General features: G+C 62.2%; 20 protein-coding genes and 1 tRNA gene. 14 read left to right on the forward strand and 7 right to left on the reverse strand.

Annotation, left to right across the window (positions count from 1 at the left end; translation table 11 throughout):
- Positions 1 to 34: 34 nt before the first annotated feature.
- The 3 genes from BGRAMDRAFT_RS25845 to BGRAMDRAFT_RS25855 all read right to left on the reverse strand — a co-directional run bounded on the left by BGRAMDRAFT_RS25845 (position 35) and on the right by BGRAMDRAFT_RS25855 (position 2,652).
- Positions 35 to 1,330 carry an HlyC/CorC family transporter gene (locus BGRAMDRAFT_RS25845; RefSeq protein WP_044021886.1) on the reverse strand — a complete coding sequence of 432 codons (1,296 nt, stop codon included), beginning with the start codon at positions 1,328 to 1,330 and terminating at the stop codon, positions 35 to 37.
- Between the two features lie 204 nt (positions 1,331 to 1,534).
- Positions 1,535 to 1,611 (reverse strand) — tRNA-Pro (locus tag BGRAMDRAFT_RS25850).
- Positions 1,612 to 1,659: 48 nt separating this feature from the next.
- On the reverse strand, positions 1,660 to 2,652 hold the full coding sequence (locus BGRAMDRAFT_RS25855) for a polyprenyl synthetase family protein (RefSeq protein WP_006051834.1): 993 nt from the start codon (positions 2,650 to 2,652) through the stop codon (positions 1,660 to 1,662).
- Positions 2,653 to 2,901: 249 nt separating this feature from the next.
- On the opposite strand from BGRAMDRAFT_RS25855, the gene rplU reads away from it, so the two are divergent.
- The 4 genes from rplU to proB all read left to right on the forward strand — a co-directional run bounded on the left by rplU (position 2,902) and on the right by proB (position 6,036).
- The gene (gene rplU, locus BGRAMDRAFT_RS25860) at positions 2,902 to 3,213 is read left to right on the forward strand and encodes a 50S ribosomal protein L21 (RefSeq protein WP_006051835.1); all 312 of its coding nucleotides are present in this window, start codon (positions 2,902 to 2,904) and stop codon (positions 3,211 to 3,213) included.
- Between the two features lie 25 nt (positions 3,214 to 3,238).
- Positions 3,239 to 3,502, forward strand: a complete 264-nt coding sequence (gene rpmA / locus BGRAMDRAFT_RS25865; RefSeq protein WP_006051836.1) for a 50S ribosomal protein L27 — start codon at positions 3,239 to 3,241, stop codon at positions 3,500 to 3,502.
- 228 nt (positions 3,503 to 3,730) lie between these two features.
- On the forward strand, positions 3,731 to 4,852 hold the full coding sequence (gene cgtA, locus BGRAMDRAFT_RS25870) for an Obg family GTPase CgtA (protein WP_006051837.1): 1,122 nt from the start codon (positions 3,731 to 3,733) through the stop codon (positions 4,850 to 4,852).
- A 65-nt stretch (positions 4,853 to 4,917) separates the two neighbouring features.
- The gene (gene proB / locus BGRAMDRAFT_RS25875) at positions 4,918 to 6,036 is read left to right on the forward strand and encodes a glutamate 5-kinase (protein ID WP_006051838.1); all 1,119 of its coding nucleotides are present in this window, start codon (positions 4,918 to 4,920) and stop codon (positions 6,034 to 6,036) included.
- A 115-nt stretch (positions 6,037 to 6,151) separates the two neighbouring features.
- Here the strand turns inward: proB and BGRAMDRAFT_RS25880 are convergent, their stop codons facing one another.
- Positions 6,152 to 6,709, reverse strand: coding sequence for a CNP1-like family protein (locus BGRAMDRAFT_RS25880; RefSeq protein WP_006051839.1), 558 nt, complete (start codon positions 6,707 to 6,709; stop codon positions 6,152 to 6,154).
- 83 nt (positions 6,710 to 6,792) lie between these two features.
- A complete protein-coding gene (locus tag BGRAMDRAFT_RS25885) occupies positions 6,793 to 7,533 on the reverse strand; it encodes an RNA pyrophosphohydrolase (RefSeq protein WP_006051840.1) in 741 nt (246 codons plus the stop codon).
- A 297-nt stretch (positions 7,534 to 7,830) separates the two neighbouring features.
- Here BGRAMDRAFT_RS25885 and BGRAMDRAFT_RS25890 point away from each other — a divergent pair, with 297 nt between their 5' ends.
- Both BGRAMDRAFT_RS25890 and BGRAMDRAFT_RS25895 read left to right on the forward strand, forming a co-directional pair.
- A complete protein-coding gene (locus BGRAMDRAFT_RS25890; protein WP_006051841.1) occupies positions 7,831 to 9,567 on the forward strand; it encodes a proline--tRNA ligase in 1,737 nt (578 codons plus the stop codon).
- A 12-nt stretch (positions 9,568 to 9,579) separates the two neighbouring features.
- The gene (locus BGRAMDRAFT_RS25895; protein ID WP_006051842.1) at positions 9,580 to 10,179 is read left to right on the forward strand and encodes a MarC family protein; all 600 of its coding nucleotides are present in this window, start codon (positions 9,580 to 9,582) and stop codon (positions 10,177 to 10,179) included.
- Between the two features lie 87 nt (positions 10,180 to 10,266).
- Here BGRAMDRAFT_RS25895 and BGRAMDRAFT_RS25900 read toward each other — a convergent pair whose 3' ends face one another.
- The gene (locus BGRAMDRAFT_RS25900; protein ID WP_006051843.1) at positions 10,267 to 10,818 is read right to left on the reverse strand and encodes a hypoxanthine-guanine phosphoribosyltransferase; all 552 of its coding nucleotides are present in this window, start codon (positions 10,816 to 10,818) and stop codon (positions 10,267 to 10,269) included.
- A 132-nt stretch (positions 10,819 to 10,950) separates the two neighbouring features.
- On the reverse strand, positions 10,951 to 12,318 hold the full coding sequence (gene ffh / locus BGRAMDRAFT_RS25905) for a signal recognition particle protein (RefSeq protein ID WP_006051844.1): 1,368 nt from the start codon (positions 12,316 to 12,318) through the stop codon (positions 10,951 to 10,953).
- An 80-nt stretch (positions 12,319 to 12,398) separates the two neighbouring features.
- Here ffh and BGRAMDRAFT_RS25910 point away from each other — a divergent pair, with 80 nt between their 5' ends.
- The 8 genes from BGRAMDRAFT_RS25910 (at position 12,399) to BGRAMDRAFT_RS34035 (ending at position 20,870) form a co-directional block, all read left to right on the forward strand.
- Positions 12,399 to 13,346 carry a cytochrome C assembly family protein gene (locus BGRAMDRAFT_RS25910; protein ID WP_006051845.1) on the forward strand — a complete coding sequence of 316 codons (948 nt, stop codon included), beginning with the start codon at positions 12,399 to 12,401 and terminating at the stop codon, positions 13,344 to 13,346.
- A 9-nt stretch (positions 13,347 to 13,355) separates the two neighbouring features.
- Complete coding sequence (locus BGRAMDRAFT_RS25915) at positions 13,356 to 13,664, forward strand: PP0621 family protein (protein ID WP_006051846.1); 309 nt, start codon at positions 13,356 to 13,358, stop codon at positions 13,662 to 13,664.
- Positions 13,661 to 14,257 (forward strand): 1,6-anhydro-N-acetylmuramyl-L-alanine amidase AmpD, encoded by a 597-nt coding sequence (gene ampD / locus BGRAMDRAFT_RS25920; protein WP_006051847.1) that lies wholly within the window; start codon positions 13,661 to 13,663, stop codon positions 14,255 to 14,257. The genes BGRAMDRAFT_RS25915 and ampD overlap by 4 nt, the downstream gene beginning before the upstream one ends.
- A gap of 570 nt (positions 14,258 to 14,827) precedes the next feature.
- Positions 14,828 to 17,833 (forward strand): ribonucleoside-diphosphate reductase subunit alpha, encoded by a 3,006-nt coding sequence (locus tag BGRAMDRAFT_RS25925; RefSeq protein WP_006051848.1) that lies wholly within the window; start codon positions 14,828 to 14,830, stop codon positions 17,831 to 17,833.
- 164 nt (positions 17,834 to 17,997) lie between these two features.
- Positions 17,998 to 18,162 carry a hypothetical protein gene (locus tag BGRAMDRAFT_RS34735; RefSeq protein WP_157140680.1) on the forward strand — a complete coding sequence of 55 codons (165 nt, stop codon included), beginning with the start codon at positions 17,998 to 18,000 and terminating at the stop codon, positions 18,160 to 18,162.
- Positions 18,163 to 18,548: 386 nt separating this feature from the next.
- Positions 18,549 to 19,781, forward strand: a complete 1,233-nt coding sequence (locus BGRAMDRAFT_RS25930; protein ID WP_081653099.1) for a ribonucleotide-diphosphate reductase subunit beta — start codon at positions 18,549 to 18,551, stop codon at positions 19,779 to 19,781.
- Positions 19,782 to 19,865: 84 nt separating this feature from the next.
- The gene (locus BGRAMDRAFT_RS34030) at positions 19,866 to 20,192 is read left to right on the forward strand and encodes a hypothetical protein (protein ID WP_006051851.1); all 327 of its coding nucleotides are present in this window, start codon (positions 19,866 to 19,868) and stop codon (positions 20,190 to 20,192) included.
- 30 nt (positions 20,193 to 20,222) lie between these two features.
- Entirely contained in the window at positions 20,223 to 20,870 is a 648-nt protein-coding gene (locus tag BGRAMDRAFT_RS34035; RefSeq protein WP_006051852.1) for a histone H1-like DNA-binding protein, read from the forward strand.
- Positions 20,871 to 21,113 lie beyond the last annotated feature (243 nt).

The following is a 21,113-nucleotide window of genomic DNA, read 5'->3' on the forward strand; positions in this document are numbered from 1 at the left end:
ATGCGAGGCGACCAACGACCGCCCGCGCAATGCGCTAACCGAGCAGTGCCTTGCCCTTTGCGCGCGCCGGCGGTTTGAACAGCTTGACGGTGCGGATCGCCTGGTCGTCGCTGCGCATGACTTCGAGTTTGACGTCGCGGATCTGCACGCACACGTCGCCGTCGGGAATGTCCTCGAGAATTTCGAGGATCAGGCCATTGAGCGTTTTTGGGCCGTCAGTAGGCAGCGTGAGTTGCAGCCAGCGGTTGAGCTCTCGCAGCGGCATGCTGCCCGCGACGATGCATTCGCCATGCTCGTTCCAGCCGCCGCGTGAACTGGCGCCACGCGGGATCGAGGTAGTGAATTCGCCGATCAGTTCCTCGATGATGTCTTCCGGCGTGACGAGCCCTTGCAGTTCGCCGTATTCGTTGACGACGAGCGCAATGCGGTGGCGGCTCTCCTGGAAATACTGCAACTGCTGGAACACGGGCGTGCCGGTCGGCACGAAGTAAGGCTCGGTGAGCAGTTCGCGCAGCGTCTCGCGCTCCAGTTCCTGGTTATGCAGAGCCGCGAGCGTCTTGCGAACGTGCAGTATGCCGAGCACGCGGTCGATGTCGCCCTGATAGACGATCAGCTTGTTGTGATAGCAGGTTTCGAGCTGATGCAGGATCTGTTCGAACGGCGCGTCGAAGTCGAGCGCTTCGATGCGGCGGCGCGGGATCATCACGTCGTCGACGGAGATGTTTTCGAGGTCGAACAGATTGAGCAGAATACTGCGGTGCTTGGTCGGCATGAAGCTGCCGGACTCGAGCACGATGGTGCGCAATTCCTCGGTGGACAGGCGCTGGTCGCGCGCGCCTTTTGTGTTGATGTGCAGCACCCGCAAGATGCCGGTGGCGAACAGGTTGACGAACCACACGAGCGGTCTGGCGACGCGCATCATCGGCGCGATCAGCAGACTGGCGGGCAGTGCGATTTTCTCGGGGAAGGTCGCGCCCACGATCTTCGGCGTGATCTCGGCAAAGACGATGATCAGGAAGGCGACGATGCCGGTCGCGATCGACAGTACGAGGTTGTTGCGCCCGAACGTGTGCAATGCGATCGAAGTCGTCAGAACCGGGATGATCGTGTTGAACAGATTGTTGCCGATCAGCACGACGCTCAGCAGTTGATCGGTATGCGCGAGCAGACCCTGCGTGGTCTTCGCGCCGAGCGCGTTTTTGCTAGCGAGATGCTTCAGCCGATGGCGGTTGAGCGCCATCATTGCCGTTTCGGAAATCGAGAAGAAGCTCGAGCAGACAAGCAGCAGGAAGACGGCGCCAATCTGCGCCCATAAGGGAAGTTGTTCCACGCGTCGCGAAGGATAGAGGGGGAAAGGATGGAGAGAATATAGCAGAGGGGGCTGCCGAAGCCGTGCGCGGCGCCGCCCTGAAAACAGGGCCTTTGCGCTCGACATGGCCGCGGCATGCGGGCTCTAACGAAGATGCGCCGCAAAAACAAAAAACCGCCGAGCAAGCTGGGCGGTTTTTCGAGCCTTGAACTAACAAGGCAAATCTGGTCGGGGTGAGAGGATTCGAACCTCCGGCCTCTACGTCCCGAACGTAGCGCTCTACCAGGCTAAGCTACACCCCGAAAAGTACTGCGAACTCGATTCAGACTAAACCGGCGTTTCCGTCTCGTTTAAGACTGTCTCGCCGTCGAGTAAGAACATAATTCTAGCAGGCTTTCTTTGTAAATGGAATCCGGGAACGAAGAAATTGCGGCGGCGGCTGCTTGCGCCTCCTGCTTCGCGCATTCGAGCGTGTGGTCGAGCGCGCCTGAACGCGTGATGGCTTCGAAAATCGTTTCGAAGCGGTCGGTGCCGCCTTGTTCGATGGCCTCGCGGGCAAGCGCCGATTGCTCGGGCGTGCCGCGCTCGATCAGATAGATGAGCGGCAGCGTGGGCTTGCCTTCGCGCAAATCGTCGCCGGCATTTTTACCCATGGACTCTGCCGTGCCCGTGTAGTCGAGCCAGTCGTCCATGATCTGGAAGGCCGTGCCGATGCGCCGGCCGAATTCCGCCGCGGCCGCTTCGATGCGGGCGTCCGCGCCGGCCAGCACCGCGCCGAGTTGCGCGGCGGCCTCGAACAGCTTCGCCGTTTTGTAACGGATCACCTGCATGTAGCGGGCTTCGTCCACGTCGGCGTCGTGCATGTTCAGCAGCTGCAGCACCTCGCCTTCCGAGATGATGTTGGTCGCCTCGGCCAGGATCTCCATCACGCGCATCTTGCCTACCCCGACCATCATCTGGAACGAGCGCGAATACAGAAAATCGCCGACGAGCACGCTCGCCGCGTTGCCGAAGAGCGCGTTGGCCGTCTGGCGGCCGCGCCGCAGATCGGATTCGTCGACCACGTCGTCATGCAGCAGCGTCGCCGTGTGGATGAACTCGACGACCGCCGCCAGTTCATGCCGATGCCCCGTGGTTTCTCCGAGCGCGCCGGCCACCAGCAGCAGCAGCGCGGGCCGCAGCCGCTTTCCTCCGGCACTGATGATGTACTCGGAGATCTGATTGATCAGCATCACCTCGGACGCAAGACGGTGCCGGATGACGCGATTCACCTGCTGCATGTCTTCGGCTATCGGAGCGAGCAGGCTGGCGGCGTTGGAGGAGGGGGTGGCAGTCGACGACATGATGGCTGAATTGGGTAGTGCCGCGAATTATAAGGCGAATCGCGGTGGTTCCGGGTCGCGGACTGCCGTGCGCCGCGCCTTACGGCAGCGCACAGAACAGCGTGGAGCGGCGCCCGGCGGCGCGCCGCGCGTCACCCGGACGGCACGCGGCGGCTCTCAATGAGTTTTGACCGAGCAGCTAACTCTATGTATAATCACGGGTTTCCGCGCGCGGTGCGTGGAAAAAATGAACACAGAGTGAGGTTCTCAATGTACGCGGTCATAAAAACCGGTGGCAAGCAGTATAAAGTTGCCGTCGGCGAAAAACTTAAAGTAGAACAGATACCGGCAGACATTGACGCTGAAATCACGCTCGACCAGGTTCTCGCAGTGGGCGAAGGCGAATCGATTAAGTTCGGTGCGCCGCTGGTCAGTGGGGCTTCCGTCAAGGCTACCGTCGTGTCGCAAGGTCGTCACAAGAAAGTGACCATCTTCAAGATGCGTCGCCGGAAGCACTACCAGAAGCATGGCGGCCACCGCCAGAACTATACCGAACTGCGCATCGACGCGATCAACGCGTAAGCGCACCGGTTAAGGAGCAAATCAAATGGCACACAAAAAGGCAGGCGGATCGTCCCGGAACGGCCGCGACTCCGAGTCGAAGCGACTTGGCGTGAAAGTGTACGGCGGTCAGGCTATCAACGCTGGCGGCATCATCGTTCGTCAACGTGGCACGCGCATGCACGCTGGCGAGAACGTCGGTATCGGCAAGGATCACACCTTGTTCGCGCTGACGGACGGCCACGTCAAGTTTTCGACGAAAGGCGCCGCGAAGAAGCACATGGTCAACGTGATCCCGGCAGCAGTCTGAGCTTGCTCAGGCACGGGCTTCAGGACCGGAAAAAGGCCCCGCGAAGTTAGCGGGGCTTTTTTTATTGCGGTAGCGGCTGTTGCCGCCGCGAATTCTGACGTCGTCCTATGCCGTTCGGTCGATTGATCATCGCGCGGCGGGCGCGGCAAAATAGCTGTATCAGGCAGTATCCGGCAACAACACATCTGGCAGCACCATCTGGCTGTACACCACGGGACGGAGTTACGCATGAAGTTCATTGACGAAGCGAGGATTGAAGTCATCGCCGGCGACGGAGGGGATGGCAGCGCGTCGATGCGCCGCGAGAAGTTCGTTCCGTTCGGCGGCCCCGATGGCGGCGACGGCGGGCGGGGCGGCAGCGTGATTGCGGTAGCAGACCGCAACATCAACACGCTGATCGACTATCGCTACGCGAAAAAACATATGGCGCGCAACGGCGAAAACGGCCGTGGCGCGGACTGCTACGGCAAGGGCGGCGACGACATCACGCTGCGCATGCCGGTTGGCACCACGATTACCGACATGGAAACCGGCGAACTGATCGCGGATCTGACCGAGCACAATCAGAGCGTGAAAATCGCGGAGGGCGGTGCCGGCGGTTTGGGCAACCTGCACTTCAAGTCCAGCACGAACCGCGCGCCGCGCCAGAAAACGGACGGCAAGCCGGGCGAGCGCCGCATGGTGCGCCTCGAACTCAAAGTGCTGGCCGACGTCGGTCTGCTCGGCATGCCGAACGCGGGCAAGTCAACGTTCATTTCTTCGGTATCGAACGCGAAGCCGAAGATTGCCGACTATCCGTTCACCACGCTCGCGCCTAATCTCGGCGTGGTGCGCGTCGGGCCGAGCCGCAGCTTCGTGATCGCGGACATTCCGGGCCTGATCGAAGGCGCGGCTGAAGGCGCGGGGCTCGGTCACCAGTTCCTGCGGCACTTGCAGCGCACAGGTCTGCTGCTGCATATCGTCGACATCGCGCCGTTCGACGAATCCGTCGACCCGGTCGCGGAAGCCAGGGCGATCGTCAACGAACTGCGCAAGTACGACGAGCAGCTGTATCAGAAGCCGCGCTGGCTGGTGCTCAACAAGCTCGACATGGTGCCCGAGGACGAGCGCGAAGCGCGCGTGTCGGCGTTCCTCGAAGGCTTCGGCTGGGACGGTCCGGTGTTCGAAATCTCGGCGCTGACCGGTCAGGGTTGCGAGAGCCTTTGCTACGCGGTGTTCGACTACATCGCCGCGCATTCCGAAGCTCAGCGCGCGGCTGAGGCCGAAGATCTCGCCGCCGACGTGCGCTTTCGCGACAAGCCCGAAGCGCCGGCCGCCGCCAGCGAATCCAGCGCCGATCCGCAGGAATAAACAACGGGAGCGCCGGCCTTTCGGGGCCGGTGCGTGTCAGGCGTCATCTTGGGAGACCACGCACAATGCGTTCCGTCATCGCAGATTCACGGCGATTGGTAGTGAAAGTCGGCTCGAGCCTCGTCACGAACGACGGCCGGGGCCTCGATCATGCTGCGATCGGCCGCTGGGCTGCGCAGATCGCCGCGTTGCGCGCTCAAGGTAAGGAAGTCGTGCTGGTGAGCTCCGGCGCGATCGCGGAAGGCATGCAGCGGCTCGGCTGGACCAAGCGGCCGCGCGAAATCGACGAATTGCAAGCGGCCGCCGCCGTCGGTCAAATGGGCCTTGCCCAGGTCTACGAAAGCCGCTTCGCCGAGCATTCCATTCAGACCGCGCAAATCCTGCTGACGCATGCCGACCTCGCGGACCGCGAGCGCTATCTGAACGCGCGCTCCACGCTGCTGACGCTGTTGCGGCTCGGCGTGGTGCCGATCATCAACGAGAACGACACGGTCGTCACCGACGAAATCAAGTTCGGCGACAACGACACGCTCGGCGCGCTCGTCGCGAACCTGATCGAGGGCGACGCACTCATCATCCTCACCGATCAGCAAGGGCTTTTCACCGCCGATCCGCGGAAAGATCCAAACGCGACGCTGGTTCAGCAGGCGGATGCCGGCGCGCCCGACCTGGAGGCGATGGCCGGCGGCGCTGGCTCGAGCCTCGGCCGAGGCGGCATGCTGACCAAGATTCTCGCCGCCAAGCGCGCCGCGCACAGCGGGGCGAACACGGTGATAGCCAGCGGCCGGGAAGCCGACGTGCTGTCGCGGCTCGCCTCGGGTGAAGCGATCGGCACGCAACTGATCGCACGCACCGCGCGCATGGCAGCACGCAAGCAATGGATGGCCGATCACTTGCAGGTGCGCGGCCACGTCGTGATCGACGACGGCGCCGTCGAGAAGGTGACCGCGGGCGGCAAGAGCCTGCTGCCTATCGGCATTGTCGGCGTTCAGGGTGCGTTTGCGCGGGGCGAGGTGATCGCTTGCCTGAACGCAGCGGGCCGGGAGGTGGCGCGCGGCCTCACCAATTACAGCAGTGCCGAAACCAAGCTGATTCAGCGGCGTCCGAGCGGCGAGATCGAGTCGGTGCTTGGCTATATGCTCGAACCGGAGCTGATTCATCGGGACAACTTGGTGCTGGTTTGAGCGGGTAATCAGCGGCCATTGGCCAGCGGCCGGCAAAGAGACATCAGGCGGCAATTAAAAAAGCCGTTCCAGTCACGACTGGAACGGCTTTTTTGCCTGAAGCACCGTCAACGGTTCAATGAATTAAAGACGTCGCCGTGCGCTTATAGCGGATGTTCTCGATAATCGACTTGGCGCTGCCTGTCGGCAGCTTGTTTGCGCACAGATAATCCTGATACAGCGCCGCGTGATAAGCGTTCAGCGCGCCGTTCTCGATGCGCGTGAAGTCGTTGGCAACGGTTCTGTCCCAGCCGTCGTGATCGGCGTTCAGACCGGCATACAGACGCCATTCGTAGGTGTCGCAGCGAATGCCCTCGTAGTTCACATTGCGCGCGCCGCTCGGGCTCGTGACCACCACCGTGTAGCGCACCACGCCGTCGGAACCCACCGTGAGCGACGTCGGATCTATCGCGAAATGCAGCGGCGTATTGCCCGACACTTCGAACGGAAGGAGGCTGGAGTCCTGCGGCAGCGGCGGCAACGTCTCGACCTTGTTTTCGACCCAATTGGTAGGCCGGTCGAGCAGATAGGTAAACGCGCTGTCATCCTTATTGGTGGGTTTGCCGGCACTCGAACAGCCAGCCAGAAGGGCGCCGGTGGCGACGCACGCCACGACGAGAGCGAGAGCTTTCAATATGGTTTTCCTCAAAAAACGGGCGCGGCTCCCGGGTCCGGGGGCCGCGCCCGCATAGCGGCACGGAAAGCCGCGCAGAACGATCAACTACGCACGCCTTGGCGAAGCAACGAAACGGCAGCCTCGCGAGCTGCGTCTTCTTCAAGCTCCGACGCGGCGCTGGCCTCGTCCGTTGACGCGGCATTTTCACCGCAGTCGGACGCGCTTGTTGTGCGAACCGAAGTTTCGATTCTGACGGACGTGACCGTTGTCACCGTCATTACCGTGGAATCCGGCGGACTTTCCATTGACGACGCTATCCGTGGATAGCGCGGCCCATGATGAGCGCCGGGTTTTTCCGCACGCGGCACAGTCCGGCGCATGAAACGGGACAGCTCCGTCAGCGCCAACTGATACACATCCCGCTTGAACTCGATCACACAGTCGAGCGGCACCCAATATTCGTTCCAACGCCAGGCATCGAACTCCGGGTGGTCGGTGGCGCGCAAGCAGATGTCGCAATCGCGCCCCACCATTCGGAGCAAAAACCAGATTTGTTTCTGGCCGCGGTAATGACCGCGTACCTCACGCTTGATGAACTTGTCAGGCACCTCGTAACGCAACCAGTCGCGCGTGCGACCAATCACCTTGACGTGCTCAGGAAGCAGCCCGGTTTCTTCGTGTAACTCCCGATACATCGCTTGCACGGGGGTCTCTCCGTACTTGATGCCCCCTTGCGGAAACTGCCAGGAATGTTCACGGAGCCGTTTGCCCCAAAACACCTCGTTGTGCGCGTTCAAGAGGATGATGCCGACGTTCGGGCGAAAGCCTTCACGATCCAGCATACAACCACCTTCGAATCCTTTAAAATTGCTTTGATTATAAACAGATAACGGCCCTGACGCACCGATTCGCACCAGAATGGAACGATTCGCCGCAAAAGGCCTGCATTTGCGGTAGCCTGTCAAGCTTCCCGCGCGTCATCCCTTGTGCAGAAGGCTTTGCGCGGCGGCGTCGCCGGCGCTTTGGCGTCGGTGCGGCGCAGTGCAGCACACCGCGGGTTCTGGCGCCGCAGCCGTGTCGATTTCCCGTTTCACCCTTTCGGGCGGTCCCTCCGGAGCCGCCGCTTTTGGAAAATCTGAATGAAAGCTTCCCGTTTCTTTATCGGCACCCTGAAAGAAGCTCCGGCAGACGCCGAGATCGTCAGCCACAAGCTCATGGTGCGCGCCGGCATGATCCGCCGCGTCGCCGGCGGCATCTATAACTACCTGCCGATCGGCCTGCGCTCGATCCGCAAGGTGGAAGCCATCGTGCGCGAGGAAATGAACCGGGCGGGCGCTATCGAATTGCTGATGCCGGCCGTGCAGCCGGCCGAGTTGTGGCAGGAGTCGGGCCGCTGGGAAAAATACGGCCCCGAATTGCTCCGCTTCAAGGACCGCAAGCAGTCCGATTTCGTCATCGGACCGACGCATGAAGAAGTGGTGACGGACATCGCGCGTGGCCAGATCAAGAGCTACCGTCAGTTGCCGGTCAACTTCTACCAGATCCAGACCAAATTCCGCGACGAAATCCGTCCGCGTTTCGGCGTGATGCGCGGCCGCGAGTTCATCATGAAAGACGCGTACTCGTTCGACAAGGACGCGGCGGGTCTGCGCGAGTCGTATCGCAAGATGTACGACGCGTACGTGCGCATTTTCACGCGCCTCGGTCTCGACTTCCGCGCGGTCGCGGCGGACAACGGTTCGATCGGCGGCAGCGGCTCGCATGAGTTTCACGTGATCGCCGAAACGGGTGAGGACGCAATCGCCTATTGCCCGACCTCCGACTTCGCCGCGAATGTCGAAGCGGCCGAAGCATTGCCGCTGTACGCGCAACGCGCCGCTCCCGCCGAGGAGCTGAAGAAGACGCCCACGCCGGGCAAGGCAAAGTGCGAGGCCGTCGCCGAGTATCTGAACATTCCGCTCGAACGCACCATCAAGTCGATCGTGCTCGCGACCGAAAACGAAGGCGCTGAGCCGACCATCTGGCTGCTGATGCTGCGCGGCGATCACGATCTGAACGAGATCAAGGCAAACAACTTGCCGGGCCTCACCGACTTCCGCATGGCGACTGAGGCTGAGATCATCGAGACCTTCGGCACGCCGCCGGGCTATCTCGGCCCGCTCAACACGAAGAAGCCGGTGAAGGTCGTGGCGGACCGCACGGTCGCGAACATGAGCGACTTCGTGGTCGGCTCGAACGAGGTGGACTTCCACACCACCGGCGTCAACTGGGGCCGCGATTTGCCGGAGCCCGTCGTCGCGGATATTCGCGACGTCAAGAAGGGCGATCCGTCGCCGGACGGCAAGGGCGTGCTCGACATTTGCCGCGGCATCGAAGTCGGTCATGTGTTCCAGCTCGGCACCAAATATTCCGAAGCGATGAACGCGACCTGCCTCGACGAAAACGGCAAGCCGCAGCCGATGGAAATGGGCTGCTACGGCGTCGGCATCACGCGTATTCTGGGCGCCGCGATCGAACAGAATTTCGACGACAAGGGCATCATCTGGCCGGAATCGATCGCGCCGTTCGAAGTCGTGCTGTGCCCGATGGGCTATGACCGCAGCGAAGCCGTGCGCGAGCAGGCCGACAAGCTGTACGCGGAACTGGTGGAAGCGGGCATCGACGTGATTCTGGACGACCGCGGCGAACGCCCCGGCGTGATGTTCGCCGACTGGGAGCTGATCGGCGTGCCGCATCGTCTCGTGATCGGCGACCGCGGCCTGAAGGAAGGCAAGCTCGAATATCAGGGCCGCCGCGACGCCGAGGCGACCCTGCTGCCGGTCGACGAAGCCGCGCAAACGGTGATCGCGAAGGTGCGCGCGGCGCTCGCGCGCTAAGCGGAGCGGACGGTGGAGTACACCTTCCTGTCCGCGACCGTCCTGCTGATTCTCATCACCGATCCGCTCGGCAACATTCCGCTCTTCATCAGTTGTCTGCGCGGTGTGTCGCCGAAGCGGCGCACCGCCGTGATTCTGCGTGAGGTCGCGATTGCGTTTGCGATCCTGCTGCTGTTCATGGTGCTGGGCGACGCGTTCTTGCGGATGATGAGTCTCACGGACCAGTCGTTGCGAATCGGCGGCGGCATCGTGCTGTTTCTGATTGCGCTGCGCATGGTGTTCCCGCATCCGGACGGCCCGTTCGGCGGCGACGCGCGCGGCGGCGAGCCGTTGATCGTGCCGCTCGCCATTCCGGCGCTGGCCGGACCGTCGGCGCTCGCAACGGTGATGCTGTTGACGTCGCAGGCGCCCGGCAAGATGTTCGAATGGATCGGCGCGCTGACCGTCACCATGATCGTTTGTGCTGTGGTGTTGATGCTGGCCGAGCGGATTCAGGCATGGCTCGGCGAGCGAACCATGATGGCATTCGAGCGTCTGATGGGACTCGTGCTGGTCGCGATTTCCGTCGAGATGATGCTCGGCGGTATCCGCGCCTTCGTGCATCAACTGTGAAGCCGGCGGCGCGCGTTATCGCTGCGCAATGAAAAAAGCGGCCCAGGTAGGCCGCTTTTTCGTTCCAGCGCAAGACAGATGAAGAACTCACGCGCCTTCGGTCAGCGCGCGAATGGTCGGCAGGTTGCGCCAGTAGCCTTTCGCGTCCATGCCGCAGCCGAACACATAGCGGTCCGGCACTTCGAAGCCGCAGTAGTCCGGGCGCAGCGGCTTGGCCTTCGGAATGATCTTTTCGCACAGCACCGCGCTCAGGAAGCGCTTCGCGCCCATCGCGAGGATGCGGTCGCGAATCGCGGCCATGGTCTCGCCTTCGTCGAGAATGTCGTCGAGCACCAGCACCACGCGATCCTTCACCGACTCGGCCGGCGCCACGCGCCACTGCATCTCGTTGCCGCCTTTGGTGGTGTTGCGATAGCGGGTCAGGTGGATGTAGTCGAACTCGAGCGGAAAGTCGAGGTGCGGCAACAGCATGCCGGTGAACACTGCGGCGCCGCCCATCACCGAAAGCACGAGCGGGAAGTCCTCGCTTATTTCGGCGCGGATGGCGGCAGCCATGCCGCTGATCGACGCGTTCACGTCGTCGGCCGAAACGATTTCTTCGGAGTGGCTAAAAATGTGGAGAGCTTCTTCGCGGTTCATGACGTCTGACGGGCGGTGACTGTATACATAGTGTGAGCGGGAATGCTCTCAACCAATTCCTCTTTCGAGGCGGCGGCTATCGGCGGGCGCAGTGCAACCCGCACGACGCGCGCGCCGCCGTCTTGCTAAAGCTTAGCGCATGCCGGGCAACATGCCCTTCATGCCGCGCATCATCTTTTGCATGTTGCCGCCCTTCAGCTTTTTCATCATCGTGCGCATCTGGTCGTACTGGTTCAGCATGCGGTTGACTTCCTGCACCTGCACGCCCGCGCCCGCGGCAATGCGGCGCTTGCGCGTGGCCTTGATGAGATCCGGCTTGGCGCGCTCGAGCGGCGTCATCGAGTTGATGATGCCTTCCATGCGGCGCATCTGCTTTTCAGCCTGGCTCATGTCGGCGCCGGCGGCGGCCTGCTGGAATTGCGCGGGCAGCTTGTCCATCAGCGACGACAGCCCGCCCATGCCCTTCATTTGCGTGAGCTGCGCGCGGAAATCGTTCAGGTCGAAGTCGCCGCCTTTCTTCACCTTGTCGGCGAGTTTTTGCGCGGCCTGAACGTCGACGCCCTTCTGCGCTTCTTCGACGAGCGCGAGAATGTCGCCCATGCCGAGAATCCGGTTCGCCATGCGATCCGGATAAAACACTTCGAGGCCGTCGAGCTTTTCCGCGACGCCGACGAACTTGATCGGCCTGCCCGTGACGTGACGCACGGAGAGTGCCGCGCCGCCGCGCGAGTCGCCGTCGAGCTTGGTCAGCACGACGCCGGTGAGCGGCAGTGCATCGCTAAACGCTTTGGCCGTGTTGACCGCGTCCTGACCGAGCATCGCATCGACGACGAACAGCGTTTCCGCCGGCTTCAGCGTGGTATGCAGCGCGGTGATTTCCTGCATCATCGCTTCGTCGATACCGAGACGGCCGGCCGTGTCGACGATCAGCACGTCGTGATAGTGACGCTTGGCCCAATCCACCGCCGCACGCGCGATGTCCACCGGCTTCTGATCCGGTTCCGACGGGAAGAAATCCGCGCCGACCTGCTCGGTCACCGTCTTCAACTGCGCGATAGCAGCAGGGCGATAGACGTCGCACGAAACGGTCAGCACTTTCTTCTTGTACTTCTCGCGCAGCAGCTTGGCGAGCTTGCCGACCGTGGTCGTCTTACCCGCGCCCTGCAAACCCGCCATCAGGATGACGGCCGGCGGCGTGACGGCGAGGTTGAGCTCCGAGGCCTTGCCTTCGTAATCGCCGCCGATCACCGCGGTCAACTCGCGCTGCACGACGCCGACGAGCGCCTGACCCGGCGACAGACTGCTGATGACTTCCTCGCCGAGCGCCTTCCCTTTCACCTTCGCGATGAACTCGCGCACGACGGGCAGCGCCACGTCCGCCTCGAGCAGCGCAAGGCGCACTTCGCGCAGCATTTCCTGGGTGTTCGCCTCGGTGAGCCGGGCTTCGCCGCGCAGCGTCTTGACGACGCGCGCCATCCGTTGAGTCAGATTGTCGAGCATGGGGAGCGATGAACAGTGCGGCCCGGGCGGGCGCGAAGTGGAAGACGTCGCGGGGCGGGGGCCTAGTGTAAACTTCGAATATGGATATTGTACTGTATGCCCTCACCGCGCTCCTGTACGGCGGACTCGCCGTAGCGGGCTGGCGCTCGCACCGGCACGCCGGATCGCGCTCCATGCTGGAGAGCGTCGCGCCCATGCCGGCCGGCGCGGCAACCGCGGCCGACGCGCGTTCCGGGTTCGCCGGGGCCGCGGCGTCGGGCATGAGCTCATCGGGCCGCGCGCTGCTGTTCGTCGCGCTGCTCGCGCACGGCGTGCTGCTGCACACCACGATCTTCCCGCAGAACGCGATGGTGTTCGGCTTCGCCTTCGCGCTCTCCGCGATGTTCTGGCTCGGCGCCGGCATCTATTGGATAGAGAGCTTTTTCTTTCCGCTCGACGGCTTGCGTCTGCTGGTCTTGCCGCTCGCCTGCGTCGCGTCGCTGCTGCCGCTCGCGTTCAACGGCGTGCGTGTGCTGCCGTATTCGGCCGCGCCCATGTTCAAGCTGCACTTCCTGATCGCCAACATCGCGTATGGCCTGTTCGCGATCGCGGCGCTGCACGCCGTTCTGATGCTGCTCGTCGAGCGGCGTCTTCATGCGATGCGCGGCGGCGTCGCGCAGCGGCATGTGGCCGCAGCGGGCAACGGCTGGCTCTCCAGTTGGCTCGATACACTGCCGCCGTTGCTCACGCTCGAGAAGCTGCTGTTCCGTCTGATCGGCGCGGGCTTCGTGCTGCTCACGCTGACGCTGGTATCGGGCATTCTGTTCAGCGAGCAACTGGTCGACCGCGCGCTGCGGCTCGATCACAAGACCGTGTTCGCGATTCTTTCGTGGGTGATGTTCGGCGCGCTCTTGACGGCGCGCAAGGTGTCCGGCTGGCGCGGCCGTGCCGCATTGCGCTGGGTGCTGGCTTCGTTCGTCGCGTTGCTGCTGGCGTACGTCGGCAGCCGTTTTGTTTTCGAGGTGCTGTTGCACCGAGCTGTAGTGTGAGCGTGTCCCATGCGACAAATCTTTTTGCTGATCGTGTTGTTCATCGTCGGGCAGTGGCTCGTGAAGGCGCTGCGCCGTCATGACGCGCACACCGCGCAACGTACCGGTGCTGGCGGCGCGCGCGGCGCTGCCAATAACGGCAACGGCGCCGCGCGTCAGCCCGAGGCGCCGCAACTCGCGGAGCCGATGATCCGTTGTGTCGAGTGCGGCGTGCATGCGCCGAAGAGCGACTCGGTGGTCGTGGCGGGCCAGGTGTTCTGCAGCGCCGCGCACGCGCAGCGGCACGGCACGCGACCCACGGGCCGCGACGCCCGATGAGCGTCGAGTTCACCGTCGACGCAGACGGTTGGGCCGCGCAAGCACGCAAACTGCCGTCGCCGAACTTCGAGGCGCGGCCACAAGGCGCGGTGCCCACGCTGATCGTGGTGCACAACATCAGCTTGCCGCCCAATGAATTCGGCGGCACGGCTATCGCCGAACTCTTCCTCAATACACTCGATTGCGACGCTCACCCGTATTACGACGCGCATCTGCGCGGCGTGCGCGTGTCGGCGCATTTCGTGATTCATCGCGACGGCGCCCTCGAACAGTTCGTGTCGTGCAACGAGCGCGCGTGGCACGCGGGACCGTCGAATTTTTTCGGCCGCGAGCGTTGCAATGATTTCTCCATCGGCATCGAACTCGAAGGCAGTGACACAACTGCTTTCGAGGCGGCTCAATACCGCACGCTGAGCGCGCTCGTGAGAGCGCTCGCGGCACGTTATCCGATCGAAGCCCTCGCCGGACACTCCGACATTGCGCCCGGCCGCAAGACCGATCCGGGCCCCCACTTCGAATGGGCGCGCCTGCAACGCGACACCTCGCTCGCGGATCGGTATTTCCCCTATCTCAAGTTTTCCAAAACGCGGTAACGGCCGTTCGCGCGAGCTCGCGTGATGCGAGGAGAACGAGGCGCAGCCTCGCTCTCCGGGGAGCCGGCTTCGCGTCGCGCGAGCCAAAAGTCAATACGTTTCGGATAAATAAAACGATTTGATCTGTCTTGAAAGTCCACTATACTTGGTGCCACAAATTCAGTTACGCACTAGATGTTGTGTGTCCTGTGTATAACTGTGTGAATAACCAAGTGCATAACATAGTGCACAAGTCTGCGGCGCCCCGCTCTCCGAGCATGGCGCCGCAAGCATTCCAGGCAGCGAAAAAGAATTCCTGCAGGGCGGCCGGTGAAACGTAAGAGCGGGTAGAGCGCGGGGCAAGCGCGAACCAACCGGCGGCAACCATAAGCATCAGGAAAGGGGCTGAGAGTGATCGCGAGAACTACGACGAAGACCGTTACGAATTCGAATCAGGCTTCATCGCAGTCGCATTCCGTCAGCCGCCGAGGCCGGCCTCTTTCCTGCACCCCATCGCTCGCGCACGCGGCGCAGCGTTCGTTTTAATCCGCGGCACTCGCCGCAACATTTCCAGGACCAGGAGCTTTGCACATGCAAACCACCGACAACGCGACGACCCGGTATGAGGGATCACCGACTGGCCAGGCTTTCGGCCAGGCACAAGGCGCCCAGGCGCTCGCGCCGCAAGCGACGTACGCCGACTACAAGGTGATCCGCCGCAACGGCAGCGTGGTGTCGTTCGAGCCGTCGAAGATCGCCATCGCCGTGACGAAGGCATTCCTCGCTGTCAACGGTGGTCAGGGCGCGGCATCCGCACGCGTGCGCGAACTGGTCGAGCAACTCACGCAGAACGTGGTGCGCGCGCTGGTGCGCAGCCGTCCGAACGGCGGCACGTTCCATATCGAAGACATTCAGGATCAGGTCGAACTCGCGCTGATGCGCGGCGGCGAGCACAACGTCGCGCGTGCTTACGTGCTGTATCGCGAGAAGCGCACCCAGGCGCGCGGTCACGACGAACAGGTGGCCGGCAGCACGCCGGGCCTCACCGTTACCGACAACGGCGTGTCGCGTCCGCTCGACATGGCTGCGCTGCGCGGCATCATCGAGTCCGCTTGCGCGAACCTGGGCGACGCCGTGAGCGCCGAGCCGATCGTCGCTGAAACGGTCAAGAATCTGTACGACGGCGTGCCGATGAGCCAGGTCTACGACTCGGCGATCCTGGCCGCTCGCACGATGATCGAAAAGGACCCGGCTTACAGCCAGGTCACCGCGCGCATTCTGCTGCACACGATCCGCCGCGAGATTCTCGAAGAAGAAGTCACGCAAGCCGAAATGGGCGAGCGTTACGCCGAGTACTTCCCGCAGTTCATCAAGCGCGGCGTGCAAGCCGAGTTGCTCGACGACAAGCTGCTGCAGTTCGACCTGAAGCGTCTGGGCGCCGCGCTCGATAACAACCGCGACCTGCAGTTCGGCTACCTCGGTCTGCAAACGCTGTACGACCGCTACTTCCTGCATCACGACGGCGTGCGTATCGAAATGCCCCAGGCATTCTTTATGCGTGTCGCAATGGGCCTGTCGCTGAACGAGATCGACCGTGAAGCGCGCGCGATCGAGTTTTACAACGTGCTGTCGAGCTTCGACTTCATGTCGTCCACGCCGACGCTGTTCAACTCGGGCACGCGCCGCTCACAACTGTCGTCGTGCTACCTGACCACGGTCGACGACGACCTCGACGGCATCTACGAAGCGCTGAAGGAAAACGCGCTGCTCTCGAAGTTCGCCGGCGGTCTCGGCAACGACTGGACGCGTGTGCGTGCGCTCGGCTCGCACATCAAGGGCACCAATGGCAAGTCGCAAGGCGTCGTGCCGTTCCTGAAGGTGGTGAATGACACGGCCGTCGCCGTGAACCAGGGCGGCAAGCGCAAGGGCGCGGTGTGCGCGTACCTGGAAACGTGGCACCTCGACATCGAAGAATTCCTGGAGCTGCGCAAGAACACCGGCGACGACCGTCGCCGCACGCACGACATGAACACGGCGAACTGGATTCCCGACCTGTTCATGAAGCGCGTGATGGAAGGCGGCGACTGGACGCTGTTCTCGCCGTCCACCTGCCCGGATCTGCACGACAAGTTCGGCGCCGAGTTCGAAGCGGCTTACACGGCTTACGAAGACAAGGTCGCGCGCGGCGAGATCAAGCTCTTCAAGAAGGTTCCGGCGGCGCAACTGTGGCGCAAGATGCTCGGCATGCTGTTCGAAACCGGCCATCCGTGGATCACGTTCAAGGACCCGTGCAATGTGCGCTCGCCGCAACAGCACGTCGGCGTCGTCCACTCGTCGAACCTGTGCACCGAAATCACGCTGAACACGAGCGACGCTGAAATCGCCGTCTGCAACCTGGGCTCGGTGAACCTCGTCGCGCATCTGAAGGAACAGGCCGACGGCACGCTCGTGCTCGACCACGACAAGCTCAAGCGCACCGTCAGCGTCGCGATGCGCATGCTCGACAACGTGATCGACATCAACTACTACGCAGTCGCCAAGGCGCGTAACTCGAACCTGAAGCATCGTCCGGTCGGCATGGGCATCATGGGCTTCCAGGACTGCCTGCATCTGCTGCGCACGCCGTACGCGTCGGAAGAAGCGGTGAAGTTCGCCGACACGTCGATGGAAGCGGTCTGCTACTACGCTTACTACGCGTCGACGGAACTGGCGCAGGAGCGCGGCCGTTACTCGAGCTATCGCGGCTCGCTGTGGGATCGCGGCATTCTTCCGCAAGACTCGGTCAAGCTGCTGGCCGACGCGCGCGGCGGCTATGTCGAAGTCGATTCGAGCGAGTCGATGGACTGGACCGAACTGCGTCAGCGCATCGCCACCTACGGCATGCGCAACTCGAACTGCATCGCGATCGCGCCGACCGCGACCATCTCGAACATCATCGGCGTGTCGGCCTGCATCGAGCCGACGTTCCAGAACCTGTATGTGAAGTCGAACCTGTCGGGCGAATTCACGGTGGTCAACGACTACCTGGTGCGCGACCTGAAGGCCCGTGGTCTGTGGGACGAAGTGATGGTCGCCGACCTGAAGTACTTCGACGGCACGCTCTCGCGCATCGACCGCATTCCGGCGGACCTCCGCGCGATCTACGCGACCGCGTTCGAAGTCGATCCGAAGTGGCTGGTCGAAGCGGCGTCGCGTCGTCAGAAGTGGATCGACCAGGCGCAGTCGCTGAACATCTACATGGGTGGCGCATCGGGTAAGAAGCTCGACGAGATCTACAAGCTCGCATGGGTGCGCGGTCTGAAGACCACGTACTACCTGCGCACGATGGCGGCCACGCACGTCGAGAAGTCGACGGTCGCTCACGGCGCGTTGAACGCAGTGAGCTCGGGCGGCGGCGAAGGTGCGGGCGGTGCCGGTGGTGTCGGCGGCGGCGCGGCAGGCGGCTTCGGCGTGAGCGGCGGTGCGGGTGTCGGCGGTTTCCAGGCAACGGCGGCAGCGCCGGCAGTTGCAGTGGAAGCAGCGCCCGAAGCGGACGGTCCCGTGTGCATGATGCGTCCGGGCGATCCTGGCTTCGACGAGTGCGAGGCTTGCCAGTAAGCGGCAAGAGCGAGCAGTAGAAGCAGGCAGTCGCAGTGAGTGGTACGAGTAAGCAGGTTCGTTGTTTGCTGGAGCGTTCTAGGTAATGACCCGCATGCAGCGATCGACGAACCTGATAGAGATGAAGCAGAGATAAGCCGACGAGCGGCGCGGCAGCAAGGTGGATGAAGTCGAAGGCCGCACCGCTCATCGTCGGACCGTTGCAAAGTGAAGTAGAGAAGCAACGAGTCGGCATGTCACGAAGCGCGCAAGACGACACCGACTGCAAGACCCGCCGCTTCAATCGCCGCTTCACCAACGCTTCAATCAACGCAGCGACGCAGCGATGAAATGATGCAGCGATGAAACGACGCAGCGAACAACGCAACCGGCCACATGCATCGCGCGACATCGCATTGAACTTCATCTCGCTAGCGCGGACGAACCCGCAACGCGCATCGAAGTGCACATCGAAGTGCAGTACACAGCAACCGCACTCCGCAATACAGATAGATAGAGCAGCGAAACGTCGCTCGGACACGTTGCTCTTCGAGCTCGCGAAGCACCTCGACGACACAGCTTGAAGTCGCATCACTCAAGGCAACGTTCACAGTCTGTTGAACAAAGTGTTGTATGAACGTAGCAACGCGAATCGAAAACAGGATTTTTCGCAAGCGGACTCTTTTATCGCTCGTGAAAAGATGGTACAAACCGTTCTAAATTGATGGTGACATTTATGCTCAACTGGGATGACGAGATCACTGCCGTAACTCCCTCGAGCGCTACGCAACAGAACGTGTTGCGCAACGCTGCGGGATCGGCTGTCGGTTCGCAAGTCGAAACGCGTTCCGCTCCTCATGCTCCCTCGGCTTCAGACATCTTCGCGAACGACATCGCTGTCGCTCCCGCTGCTAACGTTGCTCGTGCTGCTGGAACGGCTGCCGTTTCCGAAGCGCGGGTGAATGTCGCCGACAAGCGCATCATCAACGGCCAGACCGACGTCAATCAGTTGGTGCCGTTCAAATACAAGTGGGCCTGGGAAAAGTATCTGGCTGGTTGCGCCAACCACTGGATGCCACAAGAAGTGAACATGTCGCGCGACATCGCCCTGTGGAAAGACCCGAACGGTCTGACCGAAGACGAGCGCCGCGTCGTCAAGCGCAACCTGGGCTTCTTCGTGACGGCCGATTCCCTCGCCGCCAACAATATCGTGCTGGGCACCTACCGCCATATCACGGCGCCCGAATGCCGCCAGTTCCTGCTGCGCCAGGCGTTCGAAGAGGCGATCCACACGCACGCATACCAGTACATCGTCGAATCGCTGGGTCTGGACGAAGGCGAAATCTTCAACGCGTATCACGAGGTTCCCTCGATCCGCGCGAAAGACGAGTTCCTGATTCCGTACATCAATGTGCTGACCGATCCGGGCTTCAAGACCGGCACGCTCGAGACAGACCAGACTCTGCTTCGCTCGCTGATCGTGTTCGCCTGTGTGATGGAAGGCCTCTTCTTCTACGTCGGCTTTACGCAAATCCTGGCGCTTGGCCGCCAGAACAAGATGACCGGCGCGGCGGAACAGTATCAGTACATCCTGCGCGACGAGTCGATGCACTGCAACTTCGGCATCGACCTGATCAACCAGATCAAACTCGAAAACCCGCAACTCTGGACGGCTGAGTTCCGCGCGGAAATCCGCGAGATCTTCCAGCAAGCGGTCGAACTCGAATATCGTTACGCGGAAGACACGATGCCGCGCGGGGTGCTCGGCCTCAATGCGTCGATGTTCAAGAGCTATCTGCGCTTCATCTGCAACCGCCGTTGCCAGCAGATCGGTCTCGATCCGCTGTACCCGAACGAGGAAAACCCGTTCCCGTGGATGAGCGAGATGATCGACCTGAAGAAGGAACGCAACTTCTTCGAGACGCGTGTGATCGAATATCAGACTGGCGGCGCGCTGACCTGGGAGTGATCCGGGTTCGTACCGCGATGTATTCATCGATGGGGATGCCGTGGCTTCGGCTGCGGCGATTATGTTTAGGAGCTGAACCGCCTGATGCAAAGCGTGCCTCGTGCGCCGCGTGCCTTCGCGGCCCACAAACATGACCGGCACTTTGCGAACCCTTCAGTGGGATGGGCAAACTTCCCCCCGGAAAAAGCCGTCGGCGGTATCGCCGTCGGCTCGATCAAGCAATTGCCGGCGTTGATTTCCAACGCCGATGACATTTGGCGCGCGGTGCCTTGCGGCACGGCGCGCCTTACCGCATTCATTAGCGTAAGCGCGCGGCACCTGCGTACGCCGATGAATAGCCCGCTTCGTAGCGCGCGCCCTGAGAAGCGTCCGCGGGAAGCGGGTTTTGACGAAGGGTGTAGTTTGAACTGACTCTCATCTGAAAACCTGAAGGAGAAAATGATGGCAACTGCAAAGAAAGCCGCCGCTAAGAAGCCTGCAGCAAAGAAGGTCGCAGCAAAGAAGGCAGCTCCGGCGAAGAAGGCCGCACCGGCCAAGAAGGTAGCAGCGAAGAAGGCTGCTCCGGCTAAGAAGGTAGCGGCGAAGAAGGCAGCGCCGGCGAAGAAGGTAGCAGCGAAGAAGGCTGCGCCGGCCAAGAAGACCGCAGCGAAGAAAGCAGCACCGGCCAAGAAGGTAGCAGCGAAGAAGGCAGCGCCGGCGAAGAAGGCTGCAGCGAAGAAGGCTGCACCGGCGAAGAAGGCGACTGCGAAGAAGGCAGCGCCGGCCAAGAAGGCCGCTGCGAAGAAGGCCGCGCCTGCGAAGAAGGCTGCTGCGAAGAAAGCCGCGCCTGCCAAGAAGGCTGCTGCGAAGAAGGCTGCGCCTGCGAAGAAGGCTGCTGCTAAAAAGGCTGCGCCTGCCAAGAAGGCTGCTCCTGCGAAGAAGGCCGCTGCTGCTCCCGCGAAGAAGGCCGCGCCTGCGAAGAAGGCTGTTGCCAAGAAGGCTGCACCTGCACCCGCTGCGACTTCCGTTTCGAGCGCACCGGCAGCAACGGTGAAGACCGCGCTGAACCCGGCAGCAGCATGGCCGTTCCCGACGGGCAGCCGTCCGTAATCGGGCTGTTCAGCGGTAGCAGTACTTCGACGCATCGCATGATGTGTCGATGATCGAGTAGCGCTTCACACAGTCTCGCGAGCGCTACTCGGTCAGGATCCCGTTGCCGGTTTCGGCGACGGGATTTTTTTCGTCCGTACGAGTCGATACAAACGGAAGCAGCATGAATTCGCAGGCGAAAAAAAACGCATGCACAGGGGAGGGCATGCGTGTGAGGTCGATGCGGCCGCATGAAGCTGGCCG

The organism is Paraburkholderia graminis C4D1M, assembly GCF_000172415.1.
Taxonomy (GTDB): domain Bacteria; phylum Pseudomonadota; class Gammaproteobacteria; order Burkholderiales; family Burkholderiaceae; genus Paraburkholderia; species Paraburkholderia graminis.